The following is a 23,505-nucleotide window of genomic DNA, read 5'->3' as shown; positions in this document are numbered from 1 at the left end:
GGAGATGGCAGCGGGAAAGGACGGCGGATCACGGGGGCGAGCACGGAGCGTCGAGATGTTGTGGGGCGGCGAGCGGGAACGGCCCAGTCGCGGTCCCAAGCCCGGGCTGTCCACCGCGCGGATCGTCGAGGTCGCCATCGAGGTCGCCGACCGCGAGGGGCTGCCCGCCGTCTCCATGCAGCGGATCGCCAGCGAGTTCGGCTTCACCACCATGTCGCTGTACCGGTACCTGCCGGGCAAGGCGCAGCTGATCGACTTCATGATCGACGCGGCGATCGACGTGTCGCCGAGCCTGGACGACGTCGCCGACGACTGGCGGCCCAAGCTGGAGGAGTGGGCCCGAAGGCTGCGCGGTGTCTACCACAGACACCCGTGGATGTTCGAGCTCGCCGCCCCCGGCCCGATGGGCCCCAACCAGTTGAGCTGGCTGGAAGCCGCGGTCGACTCGCTGTCCGGGACCGGGCTCACCGGCGCGGAGAAGCTGGACGCCGTGTTCGCCCTGACCGGCCTGATCCGAAGCTGGATCTACCGCTCGGTCAGCAAGGAGGAGGAGCAGCAGCCGATCACCTCCGACATGGCCGAGCAGTGGGGCTCGGACGTGGGGGATCTGGTGCGCACGCACCACGACCGCTACCCGGCGCTGCTCGCGGCGATGTCCTCGGGGGCGTTCGATCCCGCCGAGGGGGACGGCGAGGAGTTCGGCCTGCGCTGTGTGCTCGACGGCATCGGCGTACTGATCAAGGAGCGAGCGGCCGCCGCCGCCGAGGCCAACGCCTGAGGTCTGTCCGCCGGCGCGCTTCCATCGGGATTCGCCGGGCCGGTCCTAAGACCCGACCTCGACCCGTGCCGGGCCGGCGGCCAGTTCGGCGAGCCTGCGGCGGTCCACCTTGCGGTTGGGGTTGAGCGGGAACGCGTCGAGATGGTGATAGTGCTTGGGAATCAGGCCGCTGGGCAGAGTGGTGCGCAGGTGCCGGGCGAGGACGGCGGGCGGGGTGGGGGCTCCGGTGTAGTACACGACCAGCTCCAGACCGGACTCGCTCGGCCTGGTCACGGTGGCCGCGTCGACCACCCCCGGACAGGTCCGGACGGCGTTGTCGACCTCGGCGAGTTCCACCCGCCACCCCTGGATCTGGACCTGGGCGTCCAGCCGGCCGAGGTAGGCGAGCTCCCCGTTGGCCAGGCGGCGGACCCGATCGCCGGTCCGATACCAGGTGCGCCCGTCGCGGCGGACGAAGCGCCCCCGGTCGTCGGCCGGATCCAGGTAGCCCGCCGTCGCCTGGGGGCCGGTGATGCACAACTCGCCTTCCGCCTCCCGGGGTTCACCGTCCTCGCCGAGCAGCACGTGGTCGTGCCGCTCGTGCACCGCGCCGATCGGCACGATGCCGTTGACGCTCAGCCCCAAAGACACCTCGGGCGACCAGCGGTGGCCGGTGACGGTGATGGTCAGCTCGGTCGGGCCGTACAGGTTCTCCACCACCGAACCCGGGGCGGCGGCCTGCCAGTCCGCGGTGTCTGCGCACAGCAGCGCCTCGCCCGCGAAGAAGCTCCAGCGCAATGACGGCAGCGCGCCGGGGGCGAGACCGCCCAGGCGGCGGACCATGGCGATGCCGCTGGGGGTGGAGAACCAGACGGTCATTTTCCGCTCGGCCACGAACGCGGGCAGGTCCAGGTACGCCTGCGCGGGCACCGCGTGCACGCTCGCGCCCGCGCCCCACGCGCAGAACAGGTCGAACGCGGCGCAGTCGAAGTTCAGCTCGGTGGCCTGGGAGAACACGTCCTCGGCGGTGAAGTCGTAGCGCCGGTCCATGAGTTCGAAGTAGTGATGCAGGGCGGCATGGGTGATCGGCACACCCTTGGGGCGACCGGTGGAGCCGGACGTGAACAGCGTGTACGCGACATCGGACGGGTCGGCCCACACCGGTTCGTCGAGCGCGTCGCGCGCGTGCACCGCGATCCGACGCGACCGTCCGTCGTCGGCGCAGGCCGGCGCGAGCACGGGCAGATCCGACTCGGCCCCGGCCAGCGCGGCAAGGCCCGCGCCGTCGGCGATCACCGCGCCCGCGCCGGACGCCGCCAGCATGTGCCGGGTGCGGCTCGCCGGGAAGTCCGGATGCAGCGGCACCACCGTGGCCCCGCTGTACAGCGCCGCCAGGATCCCCACATAGCTCTCGAAGCCCTTGTTCGCCAACACGGCCACCGCCCCCGGTGGCTTCGTCGTGCCGGCCGTCAGCGCCCCCGCCCACCGCAGCGCCTCCGCGTGGGCGCGCGCGTAGCCGACGGCGTCGGCGCCGACCCGGAACGCGGTCCCCTCCGGGGCGATGGCGAGCCCGCGCAGAAAGCGCGCGTGCAGTGCGTGCGCAGGTGCTTCGGACATGGTCTCTCCCAGGAAAGAGGGGTCGTTACGGGTTGGGGCGCCTTCGCGGGCCGACCTACGTTGTCGGCGAGGAAGACACCGGGACAGCAGTCCTCGAAACGTGGAGGTTCGCCGTGTGGGACGACCAGTTCGAAGCTATCGTGCGACGGTATGTACCGTTCCTCGGGCCGGACGAGCGGCTCGGCGGCGGGTCGGAACTGCGCGACCTCGGCCTCGACTCGATGGGCACCGTCGAGCTGTTGGCCGCCCTGGAACAGGCGTACGGCGCCCGATTCGTGGACGACGCGCTGAACATGGAGAACTTCGCCACTCCCGACGCGTTGTGGGCGACGCTGTCCAGAATGATCACGTCCGCCGCGTGAACGGGTGCTACGCGGCGGTGAGCCGGCGTCGGGGGCGCATGGCGGTCTGCGGCTTGAGCGGGACGACCTCGAAGCTTCGGGTCGTGCACGGCACCCGGCCCCACAGACTGTCCGGCCCGGCCACGTAGGCCTTGACCACCCCGGCCCGGCGCAGGGTGGCCACCGCGGTCGGCCAGCGGACCGCCCGGACGATGCCGTCCAGGAGCAGCGTGCGGACCTGCTCGCCGGTACGCAGCACGCTTCCGTCATGGTCGGAGACCACCGGCAGCTTCGGGTCGCGAAAACGCAGGTCCGCGAACACGGTCTCCTCGATGTGCCGGCGCAGCGGGCCGAACAGGCGCGAGTGCATCGGCGGACGCATGGTGGACAGCGGCAGGCCGCCCACCGCGCGTACCCGCTCGTTCAGTCGCTCCAGGCCGGCCTCGCGCACCGAGACCATGTGGAATTCCTCGTCGATGTGGCAGGCGATCTCGTGCCACTCGCCCCGTTCGTCCAACTCGCCCAGTACCTGGGCCAGTCGGTCGGCGGGGGTCCGGGCGAACGACTGGGTGACCACGTCGCCGTGCTCCCGGGCGAAGTACGTGTCCAGCTCGTGCCCCCACCGGGCGGTCAGCGACACGGCGTCGGCGAAGTCCAACGACCTCGAGTACACCGCCGCGGGTGTTCCGCCGAAGCTGGCGCCCAGGATCGCGTCCGGCCGCATGTCCAGCGCGTCCTCGGCCCAGTACGCCGGTGCCAGGCAGTTGATCAGAAACGCCACACGCGCGAACTCCGAGTAATCACCGGCGGCTTCGCGATATCTATCGACCAGCGAGTAGCCGAGCCGGTCGTCCGCCTCGGCCACCAGGGCGCGAGCGGCGGGATTGATCAGCATGAACTTCGCCACGTCGTCGAAGCGGCAGGGGCTGATGCCGGGAAACACGACCGCGGAACCGGCTTCGAGCTGAGATCCCATGTGTCTGTTTTCCAATCCATTCCGGAATTCGAGTTCGCTGGATACGGTGTCTCGACAAGTGTGTGCGACCCGCAGATATCGCTGTACCCCTAACTGCCCCTAACCTGCGGGAGTTCGCGTCCGGCAATCTTGCGACGGTCGCCCGGCCGTGTTAGGAAATGGGCTGGGAAGCCCTAGTCCGCGCGGCGCGAGCCGTCGGGAAGGAATGCGTGTGATTTCGAACGGGCGACGCGCGGCCCGCGCGCGCGAATCGGTGGACAACCTTTATTGGTTCATGCTCGCGGCGGCGAATTCGGCGCCCGATACCCCGGCCTTCGTGACCCGCGACGGCGAAGGCGGGGTACGGACGCTCTCCTACCGGGAGTTGCGGACCCGGGTCGACGATTTCGCCGCGGCACTGGCGGAACTCGGCCTGGACGTCGACGACCGAGTCGTGCTCGAAGCGAACGTCACACCGGACGCGGTGGCGATGCTCCTGGCCTGCTCCCTGCTCGGCCTGCCGTTCATCCCGGTCAGCCCCGAGACGCCGAGCGGACGGCTGCGGTCGATCCTGGACACCGCCGAGCCCGCGCTCTTCGCGCAGGCCGAGGACGGCGGCCGGGCGGACGTGCCGGCGACGGTGGGCACCGCGCGGTTCGGCGCCGGCGGGCTGCGGGTGGAGCGGGCGCCCCGTGCGCGCGTGCGACACCGCCGCGAGATCGTCGGCACCGACACCGCGTACATCATCTTCACCTCCGGCACCACGGGCCGCCCCAAGGGCGTGGTGATGAGCCACCGCTCGGTCGTCTCGCTCTACCGCGCCATCCTGGAACAGGGCCTGATCACCCCCGAGGACCGGATCGCCACCACCTCCCCGCTGCAATTCGACTTCGCCCTGTTCGACATCGGCCTGGCCCTGGGCACCGGCGCGGCCCTGGTGCCGGTACCGCGCGAGGAACTGAACTGGCCGCGGCGCTTCCTGGCGTTCCTCGGCGACACCGGCGCCACCCAGGTGCACGGCGTCCCCTCGATCTGGCGCCCCGTGCTGCGGCACGAGCCCGAACTGCTCGCCGGTCTCGACCGGGTGCGCGGCATCCTGTTCACGGGCGAGGACTTCCCGCTGCCGGAACTACGGCACCTACAGGGGTTGCTGCCGCACGCACGGATCGTCAACGGATACGGCGCCACCGAGTCGATGGCCTGCTCGTTCACCGAGGTGCCGCGGCCGATCCCGAGCGACCTGGAGCGGCTGTCCATCGGCTTCCCGCTCCCCGGGTTCGACGTGAGCCTGCTCGACGAGCACGGGCGACCGGTCGAGGAGATCGGCGTCGCCGGACAGATCCACCTGCGCGCGCCCTCGATGTTCAGCGGCTACTGGGACGACCCGGAGGCCACCGCGCGCGTCCTGGTGTCCGACCCGCTCGACCCGCGCTCGGGACGCACCGTGCTGCGCAGCGGCGACCTCGCCTACCGCGGTGAGGACGGCGAACTGTACTTCGCCGGCCGCGTCGACGCCCAGGTCCAGATCCGCGGGAACCGCGTCGAACCGGGCGAGGTGGAACGCCGGCTGCTGGAATTCCCGGGCATCTCGGCCGCGGTCGCGCTGCTGGTACCGCGTCCCGGAAACGACCCGGTGCTGCACGCGTTCGTCGTCGTCGAACCCGGCGGCGCGGACTTCGACAAGGCGAAAGCGCGCGCATTCTGTGCGGATACGCTGCCCGGCTACATGATCCCGGCAAACATCGTCGCGGTCGACGATATTCCGCTGACCGTGAACGGAAAAGTGGATCGCGCCGATCTCGCGACCCGGGTGGCCGGCCCGTTCTGAGCGGCGGTCCCCGCGATCGCCCGAATTCCCCGGTTTTGTTGGAACGACCTGCGGGACGAGCCGGATCCGCCAGACCGGATCGGCCGCCGTCAGAATAGGTGTGGAGTGCTCGGATGACTGAGTCCTGGAACGCTGCGACGATTTCGGGCGGCGAACTCGCCCGACGGTTGGCCGAATTGTCCAGGCCCGAGCAGACCGGCGTACTGCTCGACCTGGTCCGCGAGCACACGCTCGCGGTGCTGCGCAAGATCCGGCCCGAGGACGGTGACTCCCCGCCGGGGCCCGGCGATTCGGTGGGTCCCGACCGACCCTTTCGGGAACTGGGCCTCGACTCGCTCGGCCTGGTCGAATTGCACGCCCGGCTGGTCGGGGCGACCGGCCTGGAGCTGTTGGTGACGGTCGGCTTCGACCATCCGACGCCGGCCGAGCTCGCGCGACACCTGCGCGCCCGACTCCTGGGCATCGCCGAGGACGATCCCGAACCCGCGCCCACCGCACGGGCCGACGACGAGCCGATCGCGATCGTCGGCATCGGCTGCCGCTTCCCCGGGGACGTGGCCTCGCCGCAGGACCTGTGGCGCCTGGTGGCGGACGGCCGGCACGTGATCGCCCCCTTCCCGAACGATCGGGGCTGGGACCTGGACGCGCTGTACGACCCGGACCCGGACACTCCCGGGACGAGTTACGTACGGCAGGCCGGATTCCTGCCCGACGCCGCCGAGTTCGACGCCGAATTCTTCGGGATCAGCCCGCGCGAGGCCACCGCGATGGACCCACAACAGCGGGTGCTCCTGGAGACCTGCTGGGAGGCCCTGGAACGGGCCGGGATCGACGCGGGTCCGCTGCGCGGCACCCGATCCGGAGTATTCATCGGGGTCGAGCCACACGAGTACGGACCGCGCGTGCACGAGGCGCCGGACGGCCTGGACGGCCACCTGATGACCGGTACCGCGCCGAGTATCGTATCCGGGCGGATCGCCTACACGCTGGGCCTGGAGGGCCCCGCGCTGACGGTCGACACCGCGTGCTCCGGCTCGTTGGCGGCGCTGCACCTGGCCGTGCAGTCGCTGCGCCGGGGCGAGTGCACGCTCGCCCTCGCCGGCGGGGTCACCGTGATCACCAGCCCGGGCACGTTCACCACGTTCAGCCGGCAGCGCGGCCTGGCCCCCGACGGGCGGTGCAAGGCGTTCGCCGCCGCGGCCGACGGCACCAACTTCGCCGAGGGCGCGGGCGTTCTGGTACTGGAACGGCTCGCCGACGCCCGCCGGCAGGGACACCGGGTGCTCGCGATCGTGCGCGGGTCCGCGCTGAACCAGGACGGCGCCAGCAACGGCCTGACCGCGCCCAACGGCCGGGCCCAGCAACGGGTGATCCGCCAGGCGCTCGCCGACGCCGGCCTGACCGCGGACCAGGTCGACGTGGTCGAGGCGCACGGCACCGGCACCACCCTGGGCGACCCGATCGAGGCGCAGGCGGTGATCGCCACCTACGGCCGGGACCACTCGCCGGAGCAACCACTGTGGCTCGGTTCGATCAAGACGAACATCGGCCACACCGGTGCCGCCGCCGGCGCGGCCGGGGTGATCAAGATCGTCGAGGCGATCCGGCACGGCGAACTACCGCGCACCCTGCACGTGGACGAGCCCTCGCCGCACATCGACTGGTCCGGCGAGACGGTGCGCCTGCTCACCGAAGCGCAGCCGTGGCCGGCGACGGCCGACCGACCCCGCCGGGCCGGTGTCTCGTCCTTCGGGGTCAGTGGCACCAACGCGCACGTGATCATCGAGGAGGCGCCGCGCACCGACGCCGGCGAGCCCGCGGTCGAACCCGACGCGCACCGGATCGACCCGGTCCTGCTCTCCGCCGGCAACGAGCCGGCCCTGCGCGCCCAGGCCGGTCGCCTGCTCGACCTGCTCGACTCCGCCGACGCGCCCACACCGCGCGACGTGGCGTACTCGAGCGCCGTGACCCGAACCGCCCTCGAACACCGCGTGGCGATCGTGGCCCGCGACCGCGAGGAACTGCTGGCCGCACTGCGGGCGATCGGCGAGGACCAGGCCGCGCCCGGCATCCGACGCGGCACGGCGACGGCCGGAAGGCTGGCCTTCCTGTTCACCGGGCAGGGCAGCCAACGCCTGGCGATGGGACGGGAGTTGTACGACACCTTCCCGGTCTTCGCGAGCGCATTGGACGAGGTCGCCGACTATCTCGACATCCAACTCGAACCGCCGCTGCACGATGTGCTGTTCGCCGCGCCGGACACACCCGAAGCCGCCCTCCTGGCGCAGACCGCGTACGCGCAGACCGCGCTGTTCGCGGTCGAGGTGGCGCTGTACCGACTCCTCGAATCCTGGGGCGTGGTCCCCGACTATCTGGCCGGACACTCGATCGGCGAACTGGGCGCGGCCCATGTGGCCGGCGCGATGTCCCTGGAGGACGCCGCCCTGCTGGTCGCGGCGCGCGGCCGACTGATGCAGGAACTGCCGTCGACGGGCACGATGGTCGCGATCGAGGCAAGCGAGGACGAGGTCACGCCGCTGCTCACCGATCGGGTGAGCCTGGCCGCGATCAACGGCCCCGACTCGGTGGTGATCTCCGGTGACGAGGACGAAGTCGCGGCGGTCGTGGCCCGATTCACCGGCCGCCGGACCAAGCGCCTGCGCACCTCGCACGCCTTCCACTCGCCGCTCATGGCGCCGATGCTCGACGAGTTCCGGCGGATCGCCGAGGCGATGACCTATCGGACGCCGGCCATCCCCGTCGTGTCCGGCATCACCGGGCACCCGTTCACCCCCGACGCGGCGTACTGGGTGCGGCACGTGCTCGAACCCGTGCGTTTCGGCGACACCGTTCGCCGGCTCGGCGCCGAGGGCGTGACCACGTTCCTGGAGCTGGGCCCGGACCCGGTACTGTCCGCGCTCGGACCGGCCTGCCTGCCCGCCGACGGCCCGGACACGCTCTTCGTACCGCTCCTGCGGGCGGGGCGGTCGGAGGAACACGAATGCGTCGCCGCCGTGGCCGCCGCCCACGTGCGCGGTACACCGGTCGACTGGGCGGCGTACTGGGCCGGCCGCGGCGCCCGCCGGGTGGAACTGCCCACGTACGCCTTCCAGCGCCGTCGGTACTGGCTGGACGGGACCGCCCCCGCGGATGTCCGCGCGGCCGGTCTGGGCAACCCCGAACACCCGCTTCTGGGCGCCGTGGTGAGCCTGGCCGGCTCCGACGGCGTGGTGCTCGCGGGCCGGCTCTCCACCCAGACCCAGCCCTGGCTGGCCGACCACGTCATCTCCGGCGTCGTGCTGCTGCCCGGAACCGCGTTCGTGGAACTGGCGATCCGGGCCGGCGTCGAGATCGGCTGCGCCACCGTCGACGAACTCACCCTGGAGGTGCCCCTCGCGCTGCCGGATAGCGCGAGCGTTGCCCTGCAGATCACCGTCGGCGGGGCGGACGACACCGGCCGGCGGCCGGTCGAGGTGCACGCGCGCGCCGACGACGGCGACGACTGGACCCGACACGCGAGCGGCATGCTGGCGCCGGCCGCCGGCGCCGAGCCGGCCGCGGCCGCGTTCGACCTGGTGGCGTGGCCGCCGGCCGGCGCCCAGCCGATCGACATCACCGACCTCTATCGCGAAGAGGCCCGAGACGGCTACGAGTTCGGACCGATGTTCCGCAACCTGCGCGCGGTGTGGCGGCGCGGTGAGGACGTGTTCGCCGAGGTCGCGTTCGCCGACGGGGAGCGCTCGCGCGCCGACCGCTTCGGCCTGCACCCCGCGCTGCTGGACTCCGCGCTCCAGGCCATGGCGTTCGCCGACGACCGCGCCGACGGCGGCGAGACCCGCCTGCCGTTCGCCTGGACCGGCGTGTCCCTGCACGCCGCGGGCGCCGCGGCGCTGCGGGTCAGGATCACCGCGACCGGACCGAACGCGGTCTCGGCGTCGATCGCCGACGCGGACGGCGACCCCGTGGCCACCGTACGCTCGATCGCGGTCCGCGCCGTCGACATCGGGCAGCTGCAACGCGCCCGGGCGTCCCGGGACGACGCGCTGCTGCACGTGCGCTGGACACCTCTGGCGCCCGCGCCGCCCGCCTCCCGGGGAACCCGGGCCGTGCTGGGGACCGACCACCGCGACCTCGCCGCACTCGGCGCCGCGATCGCCGCCGGCGCCCCGGTGCCGGACGCGGTGGTCGTACACCTCGAACCGGCCGAGGGCGCACCGCCCGTCGCCGCCCGCGCCGCCACCATCCGACTCCTGGACCTGCTGCGCGACTGGTCCGGCGACGAACGCTTCGCCGAGTCCCGCCTCGTGCTGGTCACCACGGGCGCAGTGGCCACCGGCCCCGACGACAAGCCCGCCGATCCCGCCCTGGCCCCGCTGTGGGGTCTGGTGCGCTCGGCCGAGGCCGAACACCCGGGCCGGTTCGTACTCGCGGACCTGGACGGTGCCGCCACGTTGCCGGAGCTGCCCGCCGGCGAACCCGAACTGGCGCTGCGTGGCGAAACCGTCCTGGTACCGCGACTCGCCCGCGTCCCGGAGAGCCCGCAGGCCACGCGCTGGCCCGTACCCGGCACGGTCCTGATCACCGGCGGCACCGGCGGCCTGGCCGGCCACCTGGCGCGCCACCTGGTGACCGAACACGGTGTACGCCGACTGCTCCTGGCCGGTCGACGCGGACCGCAGGCACCGGGCGCGGACCGGCTCCGGGCCGAACTGACCGAACTGGGCGCCGAGGTCACCATCGCCGCCTGCGACGTGGGCGAACGCAGCGCGCTGGCCGAACTGCTCGCCGCCATACCCGCCGAGCACCCGCTGACCGCCGTGGTGCACACCGCCGGTGTGATCGCCGACAACCTGATCGGCGCACTGACCGCCGACGACGTCGACACGGTCTTTCGGCCCAAGGTCGACGGGGCCTGGCACCTGCACGAACTCACCCGCGCACTGGACCTGTCCGCGTTCGTCCTGTTCTCCTCCGGCGCGGGCGTCCTGGAGGCTCCCGGGCAGGCCAACTACGCGGCGGCGAACGTCTTCCTGGACGCCCTGGCCGAACAACGCCGAGCGGCCGGCCTGCCCGCGACCTCGCTGGCCTGGGGCCTGTGGGGCGGCACCGACGGCATGGGCGGACGCCTGGACGACACCACGCTGCGCCGCGCCGAACGCTCCGGCCTGGTCACCCTGTCCGTGGCGGAGAACCTCGCCCTGTTCGACCGCGCCCTCGGTACCGACCGAGCGACGCTGCTGCCGCTGCGGATCGACCCGGTGGCGCTGCGCAACCGCCCCGGCGGGGTACAGGCGCTGCTGCGTGAACTGGTACCCGCCACCGTCCGCAGAGCGAGCGCCGGCCGCGCCACGGGCGCCGGCGCCCTGGCCCGCCGGCTGGCCGAACTCCCGGACGGCGAACGGCATCCGTACGTACTGGACGTGGTCCGCACCCAGGTCGCCGCCGTCCTCGGACACGAGGGCGCGGCGTCGATCGACCCGGACCGGGCCTTCACCACGATCGGCTTCGACTCGCTCGCCGCCGTCGAACTGCGCAACGCGCTCGGCACCGCGACCGGGCTGCGCCTGCCCGCCACCTTGACGTTCGACTATCCGACGCCCAGGGCGCTGGCCGACTTCATCCGGTCAAAGGCGACGAACACCGAGTCCGCGGTGAACACTTTCGCGCGTGCCTCGGTCGGCGTCGACGAACCGATCGCCATCGTGGGCATGGCCTGCCGGTTCCCCGGCGGCGTCGGCTCGCCGGAGGACCTGTGGCAGTTGGTCGCTTCGGGACGCGACGGCATCACCCGCTTCCCGAGCGATCGGGACTGGGACGTGGACGACCTCTACGACCCGGAACCGGGCAAGCCCGGCAAGAGCTACGTCCGCGAAGGCGGATTCCTGCACGAGGCGGCCGACTTCGACCCCGCGCTGTTCGGCATCAGCCCGCGCGAGGCGCTGGCCATGGACCCGCAGCACCGGCTGCTCCTGGAGACCACCTGGGAGGCCGTGGAACGGGCGGGCATCGACGCCACGACGCTGCGCGGCAGCCGTACCGGCGTGTTCGCCGGCGTGATGTACCACGATTGGGCCACCCGTCTGGCCGAGGCGCCCGACGAACTGGCCGGCTACCTCGGCATCGGCAGCGCGGGGAGCATGGCCTCCGGCCGACTCGCCTACACGCTGGGCCTGGAAGGTCCGGCGATGACGGTGGACACCGCGTGCTCGTCGTCGCTGGTGACCCTGCACCTGGCCGCGCAGGCGTTGCGGTCGGGGGAGTGCTCGTTGGCGCTGGCCGGCGGGGTGACCGTGATGTCCACGCCCAAGACGTTCGTCGACTTCAGCGCGCAACGCGGCCTCGCGGCCGACGCCCGCTCCAAGTCCTTCTCCGCCGCCGCCGATGGCACCAGTTGGAGCGAAGGCGTGGGAATGCTCCTGGTGGAGCGGTTGTCCGACGCCCTGCGCAACGGGCATCCGGTGTTGGCGGTGGTGCGGGGTTCGGCGGTGAATCAGGACGGCGCGTCGAACGGGTTGACCGCGCCCAACGGCCCGGCACAACAACGGGTGATTCGGCAGGCGCTGGCGGGTGCGGGGTTGTCCGTCGGTGATGTCGACGCGGTGGAGGCGCACGGGACCGGTACCCGGTTGGGCGATCCGATCGAGGCACAGGCGCTGCTGGCGACCTATGGACAGGATCGTCCCGAGGATCGGCCGTTGTGGTTGGGGTCGATCAAGTCGAACATCGGCCACGCGCAGGCCGCCGCGGGTGTGGCCGGAATCATCAAGATGGTGGAGGCGATGCGGCACGGCGTGTTGCCGATGACGCTGCATGTGGACGAGCCGACACCGGAGGTGGATTGGTCCGCCGGCGCGGTCGCGTTGTTGACCGAGTCGCGGGCGTGGCCGGAGGTGGGTCGGCCGCGGCGGGCGGCGGTGTCGTCCTTCGGGGTCAGCGGCACCAACGCGCACGTGATCCTGGAGCAGCCGCCCCAGGCGCCGGCTGCCGCACCCGAACCGCCGCACACCGGCCCGGTGCCGTGGGTGCTCTCCGGTCGAACCGAGGAGGCGCTGCGGGCCCAGGCGCGTCGGCTGTGGTCGCACATCGGGCCGGACGAGGACGGGTTCGCCGCCGTCGGCCGGGCCCTGGCCACGACCCGGGCGGCGTTCGAGCACCGCGCGGTGGTCTCGGGGATCGATCGACCCGAATTCCTGCGCGGGTTGGCGGCGTTGGCCGAAGGCACGCCATCACCCGGCGTGCTGCGCGGCACCGTGCACGTCGGCGGCACGGCCTTCCTGTTCACCGGCCAGGGCAGCCAACGGCTGGGCATGGGACGGGAGGCCGCCCGGGCGTTCCCGGTCTTCCGCGCCGCACTGGACACCGTGTGCACCGAATTGGACCGCTGGACCGAGCGTCCGATACGCGAGGTGATGTGGGGTGACAAGGCGGGTCTCGACGACACCGCCCAGGCGCAACCGGCGCTGTTCGCGGTCGAGGTGGCCCTGTACCGCCTGTTCGAGTCCTGGGGTATCCGGCCGGACGTGGTGATGGGCCACTCGGTGGGCGAGCTGAGCGCGGCCCACGTCGCGGGTGTCCTGTCGCTGCCCGACGCGGCACGATTGGTGGCCGCACGCGGCCGGTTGATGCAGGCTCTGCCGGCGGGCGGGGCGATGGTCGCGGTCGAGGCGGATCCGGACGAAGTCGCTCCGTGGTTGACCGGCCCGGTCGATCTCGCGGCGGTCAACGGGCCGAAGTCCGTGGTGGTCTCCGGCGAAGAGGCCGCCGTCACCAGGTTCGTCGCCGAGTTCGGTGCCCGGTTCGGTACGCGCCGGAGCAAGCGGCTGCGCACCTCGCACGCGTTCCACTCGGCGCTGATGGAACCCATGCTGGAGGAGTTTCGCGAGGTGGCGCAGGGCGTTTCGTACGCGTCGCCGGTGATTCCGCTGGTGTCCAATGTCACCGGCGGCAGTGCCGATGTCACCTATGCCGAGTACTGGGTCGGCCACGTGCGCGAGGCGGTGCGCTTCGCCGACGGCGTGCGCGCGCTGACCGCGCGCGGCGTGACCCGGTTCGTCGAACTCGGCCCGGACGGTGTGCTGTCCGCGATGGTGCGGGAGAACGTGGCCGAGGAGGGTGCCGCCCCCGTGGTGCTCCCCGTGCTGCGCAAGGGCCGCTCCGAGTTGTCGACGCTGTTGGCCGCCGTGGGCGAACTGCACGTGAGTGGCGCGCCGGTGGACTGGGACGCGTTCTTCGCCGGTCACGGTGCCCGCCGAGTCGCGCTGCCGACCTACGCGTTCCAGCGGGAGCGGTACTGGCTGACGCCGGCGGCCGGGGTCGGCGATGTGACGTCCGCCGGCGTGGACGCGGCGGACCACCCGCTGCTGGGCGCGATGATGGCCCTGCCGGAGTCCGACGGCGTGCTGTTCACCGGCCGACTCTCCGCGGCCAACCAGACCTGGCTGGCCGACCATGTGATCCTCGGCCGAGTGGTGGTGTCCGGGTCGGCGCTGGTGGAGTTGGCGATCCGGGCCGGCGACGAGGTCGATTGCGCGATCGTGGAGGAACTGACCCTGGCGGCGGCGTTGGTGCTGCCCGAGGAGGGCGGCGTCCGGGTCCGGGTACAGGTCGGCGGACCGGACGAGAGCGGTCGACGGGTGCTGACCGTGCACTCGCGGGCCGAGGACGCGGTCGACGCTGCGTGGACACGGCACGCCGAGGGTGTCCTGCGTCCGGCCGCGATCGCGGAGCCGCCGGCCGCCGACCCGCAGCCGTGGCCGCCGGTGGGCGCCACGGCGCTCGATGTCTCGGGTTGCTATGCGGAATTGGCCGCCCGGGGCTACGGGTACGGGCCCACCTACCAGGGGTTGCGCGCGGCCTGGCGGCGCGGCGAGGAAGTGTTCGCCGAAGTCGCGCTACCCGAGTCGGTACACGGCGAGGCCGGTCGCTACGGTCTGCATCCCGCTCTCCTGGACGCCGCGTTGCACGCCGAGGCGTTGGCCGAGGAGGGCGGCGCCACCCTGCTGCCCTACTCCTGGAACGGGGTCCGGCTGCACGCCGCGGGCGCCGCGTCGCTGCGGGTCCGGCTACGACGGGTGCAAGGCGCCGAGGTCTCCTCGATCGAGGTGTCCGACCATGACGGCCGGCCCGTACTGTCGGTGGAGTCGCTGGTCGCGCGGCCGGTGTCGGCCGAGCAGTTGGCCGGCCGATCCGCGCTCGACGGCTCGTTGTTCCGGATGGCCTGGGAGCCGATCGGCCCGGCCGACTCGTTCCTGGGCGCGCCGTCGTTCGTGTCGGTGGGCACGGATCTGCCCGGTTCGTACGAGAGCCTGGCCGCGCTGGGCGAGGCCGTCGCGGCCGGCACCCTGACCGGGCTCGACACGGTGCTGCTTCCGTGCGCGCCGCATTCCCCGGACGAACGGGCCGAGGTGCCCGACGCGGTACGAGCGCTCACCTCGCGGGTACTCGTCGCCGTGCAGGACTGGTTGGCCGACGAGCGGTTCGGGCAGGCCCGGCTGGTGGTGTCGACCCAGGGCGCCATGGCCCTGGACGGCGAGGCCGTCACCGATCCGGTCGGCGCCGCGGTGTGGGGCCTGGTGCGGGCCGCGCAGGCGGAGAGCCCGGATCGGCTGGTCCTGGTCGACGCGGACGGCCCGGGCGCGGTGGCCCGGGTACTGCCCGCGATCCTGGCCGCCGGGGAGCCGCAGGCCCTGATCCGCGACGGCCGGGGTTACGTGGCGCGTTTGCGTACCGCCGCCTCCGGCGCGGGCCTGGTGCCACCCGCGGGAGCCTGGCGCCTGGAAGCCGCCGGCACGACCCTGGACCAACTGGCCCTGGTGGCCTCGGACGAGCCCGACGCCGCCTTGGCGACCGGCCAGGTCCGGGTCGCGGTGCGCGCGGCCGGCGTCAACTTCCGCGACGTGTTGGTCGCGCTCGGGATGTACCCGGGCGGCGGCCGGATCGGTGGCGAAGGCGCCGGGGTGGTCGTGGAGGTCGGCGCCGGCGTCGACGGGCTGCGCCCGGGCGACCCGGTCATGGGCATCTTCGAGAACGCCTTCGGGCCGGTCGCGGTGACCGACCATCGGCTGCTCGCCCGGATCCCGGACGGCTGGTCGTTCGAGCAGGCGGCCACCGTGCCCCTGGTGTTCCTCACCGCCTGGTACGGACTGGTCGACCTGGCCGACACCCGCGCAGGCGCGCGGGTACTCGTGCACGCGGCGACCGGCGGCGTGGGGATGGCCGCCCTCCAGGTGGCCCGACACCTGGGCGCCGAGGTGTTCGGCACCGCCTCACGCGGCAAGTGGGACACGCTGGCGGCCCTGGGTCTGGACGGCGCGCACATCGCCGACTCGCGCACGCTCGACTTCGAGGAGCAGTTCCTCGACGCCACCGACGGCGCGGGCATGCACGTCGTACTGAACGCGCTGGCCCGGGAGTTCGTGGACGCCTCGCTGCGCCTGCTGCCGAACGGCGGGCACTTCGTGGAGATGGGCAAGACCGACCTGCGCGACCCCGACAAGGTTGCCGCGGATCACCCGGACGTCAGCTATCAGGCGTACGACGTGATGGACGCCGGACCCGACCGGATCCAGGCGATGCTGGTCGAGTTGACCGCGTTGTTCGCGACCGGGGCGCTGCGCCCGCTCCCGGTCCGGAGCTGGGACGTGCGTCGGGCGCCGGAGGCGTTCCGGTTCCTGAGCCAGGCCCGGCACGTCGGCAAGCTCGCGCTGACCATGCCGCGGCGACCGGACCCCGAGGGCACGGTCCTGGTCACCGGCGGCACGGGCGCCCTCGGCGCCCTGGTGGCCCGGCACCTGATCACCCGTCATGGCGCTCGGCGGCTGCTTCTGGTCGGTCGGCGCGGTTTGGCCGCGCCCGGTGCCGAGGAGTTGGTGGCGGAACTGCGCGCGCTCGGGGCGGAGGTACGGGTGGTCGCCTGCGACGTGTCCGATCGCCCGGCGCTGGCCGACCTGTTGGCCGAGGTTCCCGCGGCGCACCCGTTGACAGCGGTGATCCACACGGCGGGCGTGCTCGACGACGGGGTCTTCGCTGCGCTGACTCCGGAGCGGATGGACACCGTCCTGCGTCCCAAGGTGGACGCGGCCTGGCACCTGCACGAACTCACCCGGGACGCGGACCTGGCGGCATTCGTGTTGTTCTCCTCGGCTGCGGGGGTGCTCGACGGTGTCGGGCAGGGCAACTACGCGGCGGCCAACGTGTTCCTGGACGCGTTGGCCCGGCATCGGCGCGACCTGGGCCTGCCCGGTCAGTCGCTGGCCTGGGGGCTGTGGGCGAGCGAGGGCGGCATGGGCGGCGGGCTGGGCGAGGCCGACCTGGCGCGGATGGCGAACAAGGGCGCCAGGGCACTGACTCCGGACCAGGGCCTCGCGCTGCTGGACGCTGCCGCCATGTTCGACGAGGCCACCGTCGTACCGGTGCCACTGGACGTGCGAGTGCTCGCCGCGAACGGGGAACTGCCGCTGCTGTTCCAGGGTTTGGTCCGCGGCCCGGCGCGGCGAACCGTACGGGCGGCGACCGACGCGACGAACGCGCCGAGCCTGCCCGAACGGCTGGCCGCGCTGCCCGCCGACGAGCGCGGCGCGGCCGTCCTGGAGCTGGTCCGGGAACAGGCCGCGGTGGTGATCGGTCATTCCGGGGCGGGGGCGATCGCACCCGAACGGCCCTTCAAGGACCTCGGGTTCGACTCGCTCACCACGATCGAGCTGCGCAACCGGCTCGGCGCGGCGACCGGACTGCGGTTGCCGGCGACGCTGGTGTTCGACTACCCGGATCCGCACGCGCTGGCTCGCTACCTGCTGTCCGAACTCGTCCCCGACGCGGAGCCGTTGCCAGCCGCCGATCAAGAGGAGGCGTCCGTGCGCGAGGCGTTGGCGACGATCCCGCTCGGTCGGTTGCGCGAGACGGGTCTGTTGTCCGCGCTGCTGGCGCTCGCCGAGGCCGGTGACGGGGCCAGCGCCCCGGATCAGCCGGTCGAGGAGGATCGCGGCGCGGCGTTGCAAAGCATGGATGTGGCCGACCTGTTGCGGGCGGCTCGCCGGAGCAATTCCGGCTGACCGACCCGATATTTCGACGTACGCCCCCCGATCGCCGATCGATCGGGGGGCGCACGCATCGGGTGACCCCTACCGCTTCACGAAGCCCAACGAAAACGCCGCCGATTCCGTGGTTCGGAATCGGCGGCGCTCTCGGTTGGCTTCTTTGCGGTGGTGCGTCGGCGAGAGAGCGGGACCGCTCCGCATTCGCCGAAGTACTCAGGAGAGAATTTCGCGCGCGATCGCCTCGACGTAGTCGGTGATGGTGACGTCCCGATCCAGGTAGGGGATCAGCGCGCGGGTCCGCTCGTACAGCTCGCGGGTTTCGGAGGACAGGCCCTCCGCGCCGCGGATGTCCACGGCCTGGCAGGCACAGAGCAGCTCGAAGGCCACCACGTAGGTGGCATTGGTGAGCACCTCGCGGGCCTTGCGCGCGGCGACGAATCCGAAGGAGACGATGTCCTGGAAGTCCGCCGTCGTGGTCAGCGACTGGATCGACATCGGCACGGCCAGTGCGCGGGTCTCCGCGGTCACCGAGGCCGTCATGAACTGACCGCCCATCAGCCCCAACCGCAGCCCCGGCTCCTCGCGGCACAGGAACGGGGGCAGGCCGTTGCTGTTGCTCGCGTCCATGAAGCGGTCGACGCGGCGGTTCGACAGGTTCGTCAGCGTCGCCAGTGCGATCACCAGGTGGTCCATGGCCATGGCCACGTACTGACCATGGAAGTGCCCGTTGTGGAAGACGTCGTCCTCGTCGGGCAGCACGAGCGGGTTGTCGTTGGACGAGTTCAACTCGTCCGCCAGAGTGCCCGCGATGGTGTTCATGCTGTCCAGCACCGGGCCCAGGATCTGCGGCGTGCAGCGGATCGAGTACGCGTCCTCGATCGGTTCGGAGCCCTTCTTGACGATCGTGCCCATCTCGCTCGCGAGCACGTCCTCGGTGTCCTGCTCGTTTCGGGCGAGCCCCGAGTCGGCTAGCAACTCCCAAAGCTTTGCCGCCACTTCCCGCTGTCCCAGGTGCGGCTTGAGCTGGTGCACACGCGGGTCGAACGGCTTGGTCATGCCGCGCAGCCCCTCGATCGACAGGGCCGACACCCGGAGGTAGACGTCGAGCAGCCGGCGGGCCCGCTGGTAGACCAGGCTGCCCAGGCCGACCATGCCGGACGTACCGTTGATCAGCGCCAGGCCCTCCTTGAAGCTGAGCTTCATCGGCTCCAAGCCGGCCCGGCGCAGCGCCTCGGCGCCGGACAGCGTCTCGCCGTCCAGCCGCGCCTTCCACTGACCGGCGCAGACGAGTGCGATCGAGGCGAGCGGACCGAGGTCGCCGCTGGTGCCGAGCGAGCCCTTCTCCGGTACGCACGGCACGACCCCGGAGTTGTACACCGCGATCAGCTTGTCGAAGTTCTCCTCGGAGATCGCGGAATTCCCGCGCGCGAGGGAAACGATGCGGGAGAGCATGATCGCGCGTACGGAGTGGTCGTCCAGGTGCGCACCGACGTTGGTGGCCACCGCGTTGATCAGGTTCTCCTGCAACTCCTGCGCCATCGAGACCGGCACGAGCCGATCGACGAATCCGCCCATGCTGGTGTTGACCCCGTAGACCACACGCCCGGCGTCCACGAAGGAAACCAACGTTTCCCGGGACCGACGGACCCGCTTGCGGACATCGTCGTCCACGGCCACGGGAATCGAGTTCCGTACGGCCGACTCGATTTCCTCTAGGCTGACCCGCCGGCCGGCGGTGAGCGTGAATGTCACGGTGTCGAACCCCATTCTTGAAATCGACTGGATTCGGGGCGCGAAGGCGCCGAATACATTTCATTGATGTCATGGGGCCGAAGGGCGGGCCAGGGGAGTGGACCCCTAAGTGCCGCAGGTCTGCCCCTAGGTTCAACTCCCGTGTACGAAAAGGCGATTGGTGTCGTGCCCGAACCGCGCGGAGCGCGCTTCGGATAGGGGGACATCGGCTGCGTTTAGGGGTACGCGGCCCTGGCACCGCGTCACGGGGCACGGATTCAATGAGGCGTATATCCGAATCGCCGATGTGCCCGACACCGAACACCACGGATGAGAGAGATCACGACGACATGAGCCTTCTCGACCAGCGGAATCCGTTCTTCGCCCACCCGCACCTGGCGGGCTCGATCTGGCCCGAACCGGTTCGGGACTCGTTCCGGGATCGGGTCGCCGCGGTGGCGGGGGTCGGATCCACCGGGATGGGCATGGGCGGCTACGAGCTCGAACCGCTCCTGGCCACCGAGTCGGAGGCGACGATCCTGGGCATACTCAAGGAGTATGGCGTCGTGGTCGGCGAGCTCGAGCTCTTGCTCGGCTGGCACGCCGATGGCGAGGAGGGCGCGAACGCGCGCGCGTCCGAGGAGCAACTGTTCGCCTGGGCGGACCTGTTCGGGGCCACTCGGGTGAAGACGTCGGCGGTGTTCTTCCCGCCGGCCGAGTTGGCGCCGATCGAGCAGATCACCGAGCGCTTCGCCGCGCTGTGCGACCGGGCCGCCGCCCGCGGGCTGACCATGGAGCTGGAACCCTTCGCCGTATTCCCCGCGTTCCACTACGGAGTCGCGGCCGAGGTGGTCATCGCCGCGGACCGACCCAACGGCGGCCTCCTGATCGACGCGTGGCACCTGTCCCGTGACCCGCACGGCTTCGCCGCCCTGGACCGGGTCGAGGCCCGGCACATCACCGGCGTGGAGCTGTGCGACGGTGCCGCCGAGCCGAACGGCAGTCTGCAGGAGGACTGCGTGAACAGCCGGCTCCTGCCCGGCGAGGGCGACTTCGACCTGGTGCGCATCGTGCGCACCCTGGCGGACAAGGGCGTCGACGTCCCGCTGTCGGTGGAGGTGCTGTCCGAGGACCTGCGCAAGGCGACCCCGGAGGAGAACGCGACCCGGACGACCGCGGCGGTCCGGGCCCTGTTGGACGCCGCACGCACGGCGTAGAGGGGATCCGACGGTGAACATTCCCGACCTGACCGGCCGCACCGCCGTGGTCACCGGTGCGAACAGCGGCATCGGCCTGCCCACCGCGCTCGAACTGGCCCTGCGCGGCGCCCATGTGTTCGTCGCCTGCCGCAGCCCCGAACGGGGCAACGCGGCCGTCGCACAGATTCGCAGCCGCGCCTCGTCCACCCGCGTCGAGTACGTACCGTTGGACCTGGCCGACCTGTCCTCGGTCCGAGACCTGGCGAAGTCGCTGGTCGACCGGCTCGACCGGATCGACCTCCTGGTCAACAACGCCGGGGTCGGGATGATCTCGCGCCAGGTCACCACCGACGGGTTCGAGAAGCAGTTCGGCACCAACCATCTCGGCCACTTCGCGTTGACCGGACTGCTTCTGCCGCTTCTGCTGGCCGGCCCGGGCGCGCGGGTCGTGACGGTCTCCAGCGACAACCACGCCGAAGGCGAGATCGACTTCGACGACCTCCAGGCGGAGCGCAAGTACGGACGGAACTCGAGCTACGCGCGGTCCAAGCTGGCCAACCTGCTCTTCACCCTGGAACTGCAACGTCGCGCCGACGGAGCCGGTGTCGACCTGCTCAGTCTGGCCTGCGACCCGGGTACCACGGCGACCAACATCGGTGCCCTGCCCCGCGTGATGAGCCTGATGATGCGGCTGTTCCTCCAGTCCGCCGACAAGGGCGCGATCCCGTCGCTGTTCGCGGCGACCTCGCCCGAGGCGCGCGGCGGGGAGTTCTACGGGCCCGGCCCGAAGCGGATGACCCCGTCCCCGAAGGCCCTCGACGAGGCCGTGGCCACGCGCTTGTGGGACGTATCGGAAAACCTCACCGGCGTGCGCTTCGCGGCGCTCGATCACTTCGCGCCCTGAGGTGGCGGTCACGAGCGCCGGCCGGGCCTGGGAAGGCCCGGCCGGCGCTCGTGGACCGACCCGATCAACCGGCGGCGGCCGGGACCCGCGAGTCGGGTCGCGGATCGGCGGCGGGGAAGAGCACGCGTTCCGCCAACAGGCCGAAGACCAGGCCGAACGTGGTCCAGATGACGGTGTGGATGCCGAGCGAGGCCACCCGGAAGCGCCATACCACGACGGCCGAGAACTCGGCCGGGATCTCGTTCACCGTGGGCATCGCCCACATCACGACGCCGACCGCGACCACGAACGCCGCGACCGCGAGCGGGACGGCGTTCTCGACCCCAAGACGCGGGGTCAGCCGTCGGGCGAGCAGTACCGAGGCCGCCGCCGACAGTACGGACAGCGCGAGCATGCCGAAGTACAGCGCGGTGCGTCGCCCGATGGTGTCCGGGTCGCCGACCGCCGGCGGGTTCGCCGGGTACTTCAGGAACGGCACCACGATCACCGTCACGAACCCGAGCAGCGCCAGCAGCCCGGCCGTCGCACGGGGTCCGAACGGCCCGATCCTGCCGTACGCGAAGGCGAAGACGAGCGCGAACAGGCCGCCGATCGCGATCCCGTACACCCCCACGCCGGTCAGCATGCCGATCGTGCTCTGCACGCCCCGACTGACGATCTCCTCTTCGGGATGGTCGCCGTGCGCGCTCGCCTCGTGTTCCTCGAAGGCGATCGCGTTGCGGACCTCCGGCTCACCGAAGACCCACGCGAACACCCACGCCAAAACCCCGGCGAGCACGCCGGTGAGCATGCCGCGGATCAACAGATTTCGCACCATGCGTGATGTCGACTTCCTGTGTGGCGACCCGCCTCGTCGACGGGTCGCTACCTGTTCTTCCGGACGTGCCGCGCGGTGGACCGCGCAGCCGTCAGTGGCAGGGGAAGCCGAGCAGGTGTCGTCCGTCGTGCACGAACTCGTGCACACCCGATCCGGAGAAGAGCGCGACCGCGCCCTGCTCGGAGGCGACGAAGTAGATGAGGAACAGCAGGAACGCCCCGGCGAACGCGGCCCAGGGCAGGATCGCCTTGACCGGAATCGTGATCGGTGTGACGGCGGGACGGGGAACGGCGGCCTGAGCCACGGAATCCTCCTTCGGGGCAACGCGCCCGGATACGGGGTGCGTCGCGGGAGGGTCTGACTCACGGCCGCCGGGTCCCGCTCGCGCGGGGTCGGTGGCTCGATCACAGTGGCGCGCCCGTGCCGGAGTCACACCGGCTTCCTCGTCGCGACGCGAGGTCGATCGGAATCTAGGGGCCGGCCGCCGATGGGTCAACGGGTGCGGGCCGTCGGACGAGATCTTTTGTGCAAGTCTTGAACCGGAAGGATCGGGCGGATCGGGCGGAGTGGATCGTGACGAACGGGGTGGAGCGGGCGAAGCGGGTGGGACGCGTCCGGCCGGTCGGGCGTCGTGACGCCAAGGGCACATCGTGAGTACCCGGGTCACCCTGCTGTGCCACGCCGCCACCGTCGCCACCGGGCGGGCCGCCTTCCCGATGGACGAGCCGCCCACCGCGCACGGCCGGGCGGCGGCCGAGCGGTTGGCGCCGGTGGCCGGCGGGAAGCCGGCTCGGACGGTGCGTGGGCCGGAGTTGCGCTGCGCGGACACCTCGGTCGCTCTCGGCCTGGCGGACGCGCTGGTCGAGCCGGCGCTGCGCGACTGCGATCACGGGAACTGGGCGGGCCGGACGCTGGACCAGGTGCTGGCCGCGGACCCGGCGGGGGTGGCCGCGTGGCTTGCCGAGCCGGAAGCGACCCCGCACGGCGGCGAGTCGCTGGCCTCGGTGCTGGCCCGGTCCGCGGGTTGGCTCGACGAGCAGGCACGGGCCGGGCACGGGCGGGTGGTCGCGATCACCCATCCGATCGTCGCACGCGCCGTCGCGGTGCACGCGCTCCGCGCACCGGCGAGCGTGTTCTGGCACCTGGACGCCGGCCCGCTGGCCCGGGTCGACCTCACCCGCAACGGTCCCCGCTGGGCACTGCGCGGATTCGGCACTCCGGGTTCGTGACGGTCGAGGGGTTCGTGACGGCCGAACCGAAAGGGCGGTGCGAAGTTCGAACCCGCCGGCCCGCCGTCCCCGTTCACGGTGGCCAACACCGC

At 71.9% G+C, this 23,505-nt stretch carries 12 protein-coding genes; 7 read left to right on the top strand and 5 right to left on the bottom strand.

The annotated features are described in order from the left end of the window. Positions 1–4 precede the first annotated feature (4 nt). On the top strand, positions 5–778 hold the full coding sequence (locus A3IC_RS0110575; RefSeq protein ID WP_040876432.1) for a TetR/AcrR family transcriptional regulator: 774 nt from the start codon (positions 5–7) through the stop codon (positions 776–778). A gap of 45 nt (positions 779–823) precedes the next feature. On the opposite strand, the gene A3IC_RS0110570 is transcribed toward A3IC_RS0110575, so the two are convergent. Then, a complete protein-coding gene (locus A3IC_RS0110570) occupies positions 824–2,374 on the bottom strand; it encodes an AMP-binding protein (RefSeq protein ID WP_020550030.1) in 1,551 nt (516 codons plus the stop codon). 140 nt (positions 2,375–2,514) lie between these two features. Here A3IC_RS0110570 and A3IC_RS0110565 point away from each other — a divergent pair, with 140 nt between their 5' ends. Then, on the top strand, positions 2,515–2,736 hold the full coding sequence (locus tag A3IC_RS0110565; protein WP_425387324.1) for an acyl carrier protein: 222 nt from the start codon (positions 2,515–2,517) through the stop codon (positions 2,734–2,736). 7 nt (positions 2,737–2,743) lie between these two features. On the opposite strand, the gene A3IC_RS0110560 is transcribed toward A3IC_RS0110565, so the two are convergent. Then, a complete protein-coding gene (locus A3IC_RS0110560) occupies positions 2,744–3,691 on the bottom strand; it encodes an ACP S-malonyltransferase (protein WP_020550028.1) in 948 nt (315 codons plus the stop codon). A gap of 205 nt (positions 3,692–3,896) precedes the next feature. On the opposite strand from A3IC_RS0110560, the gene A3IC_RS0110555 reads away from it, so the two are divergent. Further along, positions 3,897–5,498, top strand: a complete 1,602-nt coding sequence (locus A3IC_RS0110555; protein WP_026218104.1) for an AMP-binding protein — start codon at positions 3,897–3,899, stop codon at positions 5,496–5,498. 113 nt (positions 5,499–5,611) lie between these two features. Beyond that, positions 5,612–17,548, top strand: a complete 11,937-nt coding sequence (locus tag A3IC_RS0110550) for a type I polyketide synthase (protein WP_020550026.1) — start codon at positions 5,612–5,614, stop codon at positions 17,546–17,548. A gap of 198 nt (positions 17,549–17,746) precedes the next feature. Here the strand turns inward: A3IC_RS0110550 and A3IC_RS0110545 are convergent, their stop codons facing one another. Continuing rightward, a complete protein-coding gene (locus tag A3IC_RS0110545; protein ID WP_020550025.1) occupies positions 17,747–19,300 on the bottom strand; it encodes a phenylalanine aminomutase (D-beta-phenylalanine forming) in 1,554 nt (517 codons plus the stop codon). Positions 19,301–19,614: 314 nt separating this feature from the next. Between A3IC_RS0110545 and A3IC_RS0110540 the strand changes: the two genes are divergently transcribed. Together A3IC_RS0110540 and A3IC_RS0110535 are read left to right on the top strand one after the other, a co-directional pair. After that, a complete protein-coding gene (locus A3IC_RS0110540) occupies positions 19,615–20,481 on the top strand; it encodes a sugar phosphate isomerase/epimerase family protein (RefSeq protein WP_020550024.1) in 867 nt (288 codons plus the stop codon). A 13-nt stretch (positions 20,482–20,494) separates the two neighbouring features. Beyond that, positions 20,495–21,367, top strand: a complete 873-nt coding sequence (locus A3IC_RS0110535) for an oxidoreductase (RefSeq protein ID WP_020550023.1) — start codon at positions 20,495–20,497, stop codon at positions 21,365–21,367. A gap of 64 nt (positions 21,368–21,431) precedes the next feature. Here the strand turns inward: A3IC_RS0110535 and A3IC_RS0110530 are convergent, their stop codons facing one another. Then, positions 21,432–22,184: a CbtA family protein gene (locus tag A3IC_RS0110530; RefSeq protein WP_020550022.1), complete on the bottom strand. Its 753-nt coding sequence runs from the start codon at positions 22,182–22,184 to the stop codon at positions 21,432–21,434. 91 nt (positions 22,185–22,275) lie between these two features. Further along, the gene (locus A3IC_RS70765) at positions 22,276–22,488 is read right to left on the bottom strand and encodes a CbtB domain-containing protein (protein WP_020550021.1); all 213 of its coding nucleotides are present in this window, start codon (positions 22,486–22,488) and stop codon (positions 22,276–22,278) included. A gap of 346 nt (positions 22,489–22,834) precedes the next feature. Here A3IC_RS70765 and A3IC_RS0110515 point away from each other — a divergent pair, with 346 nt between their 5' ends. Further along, the gene (locus A3IC_RS0110515; protein WP_020550020.1) at positions 22,835–23,413 is read left to right on the top strand and encodes a histidine phosphatase family protein; all 579 of its coding nucleotides are present in this window, start codon (positions 22,835–22,837) and stop codon (positions 23,411–23,413) included. Positions 23,414–23,505 lie beyond the last annotated feature (92 nt).

The sequence above is a fragment of the Embleya scabrispora DSM 41855 genome (genome assembly GCF_000372745.1).
Taxonomy (GTDB): Bacteria; Actinomycetota; Actinomycetes; order Streptomycetales; family Streptomycetaceae; genus Embleya; species Embleya scabrispora.
This window is presented reverse-complemented; position numbering and strand designations above follow the sequence as displayed.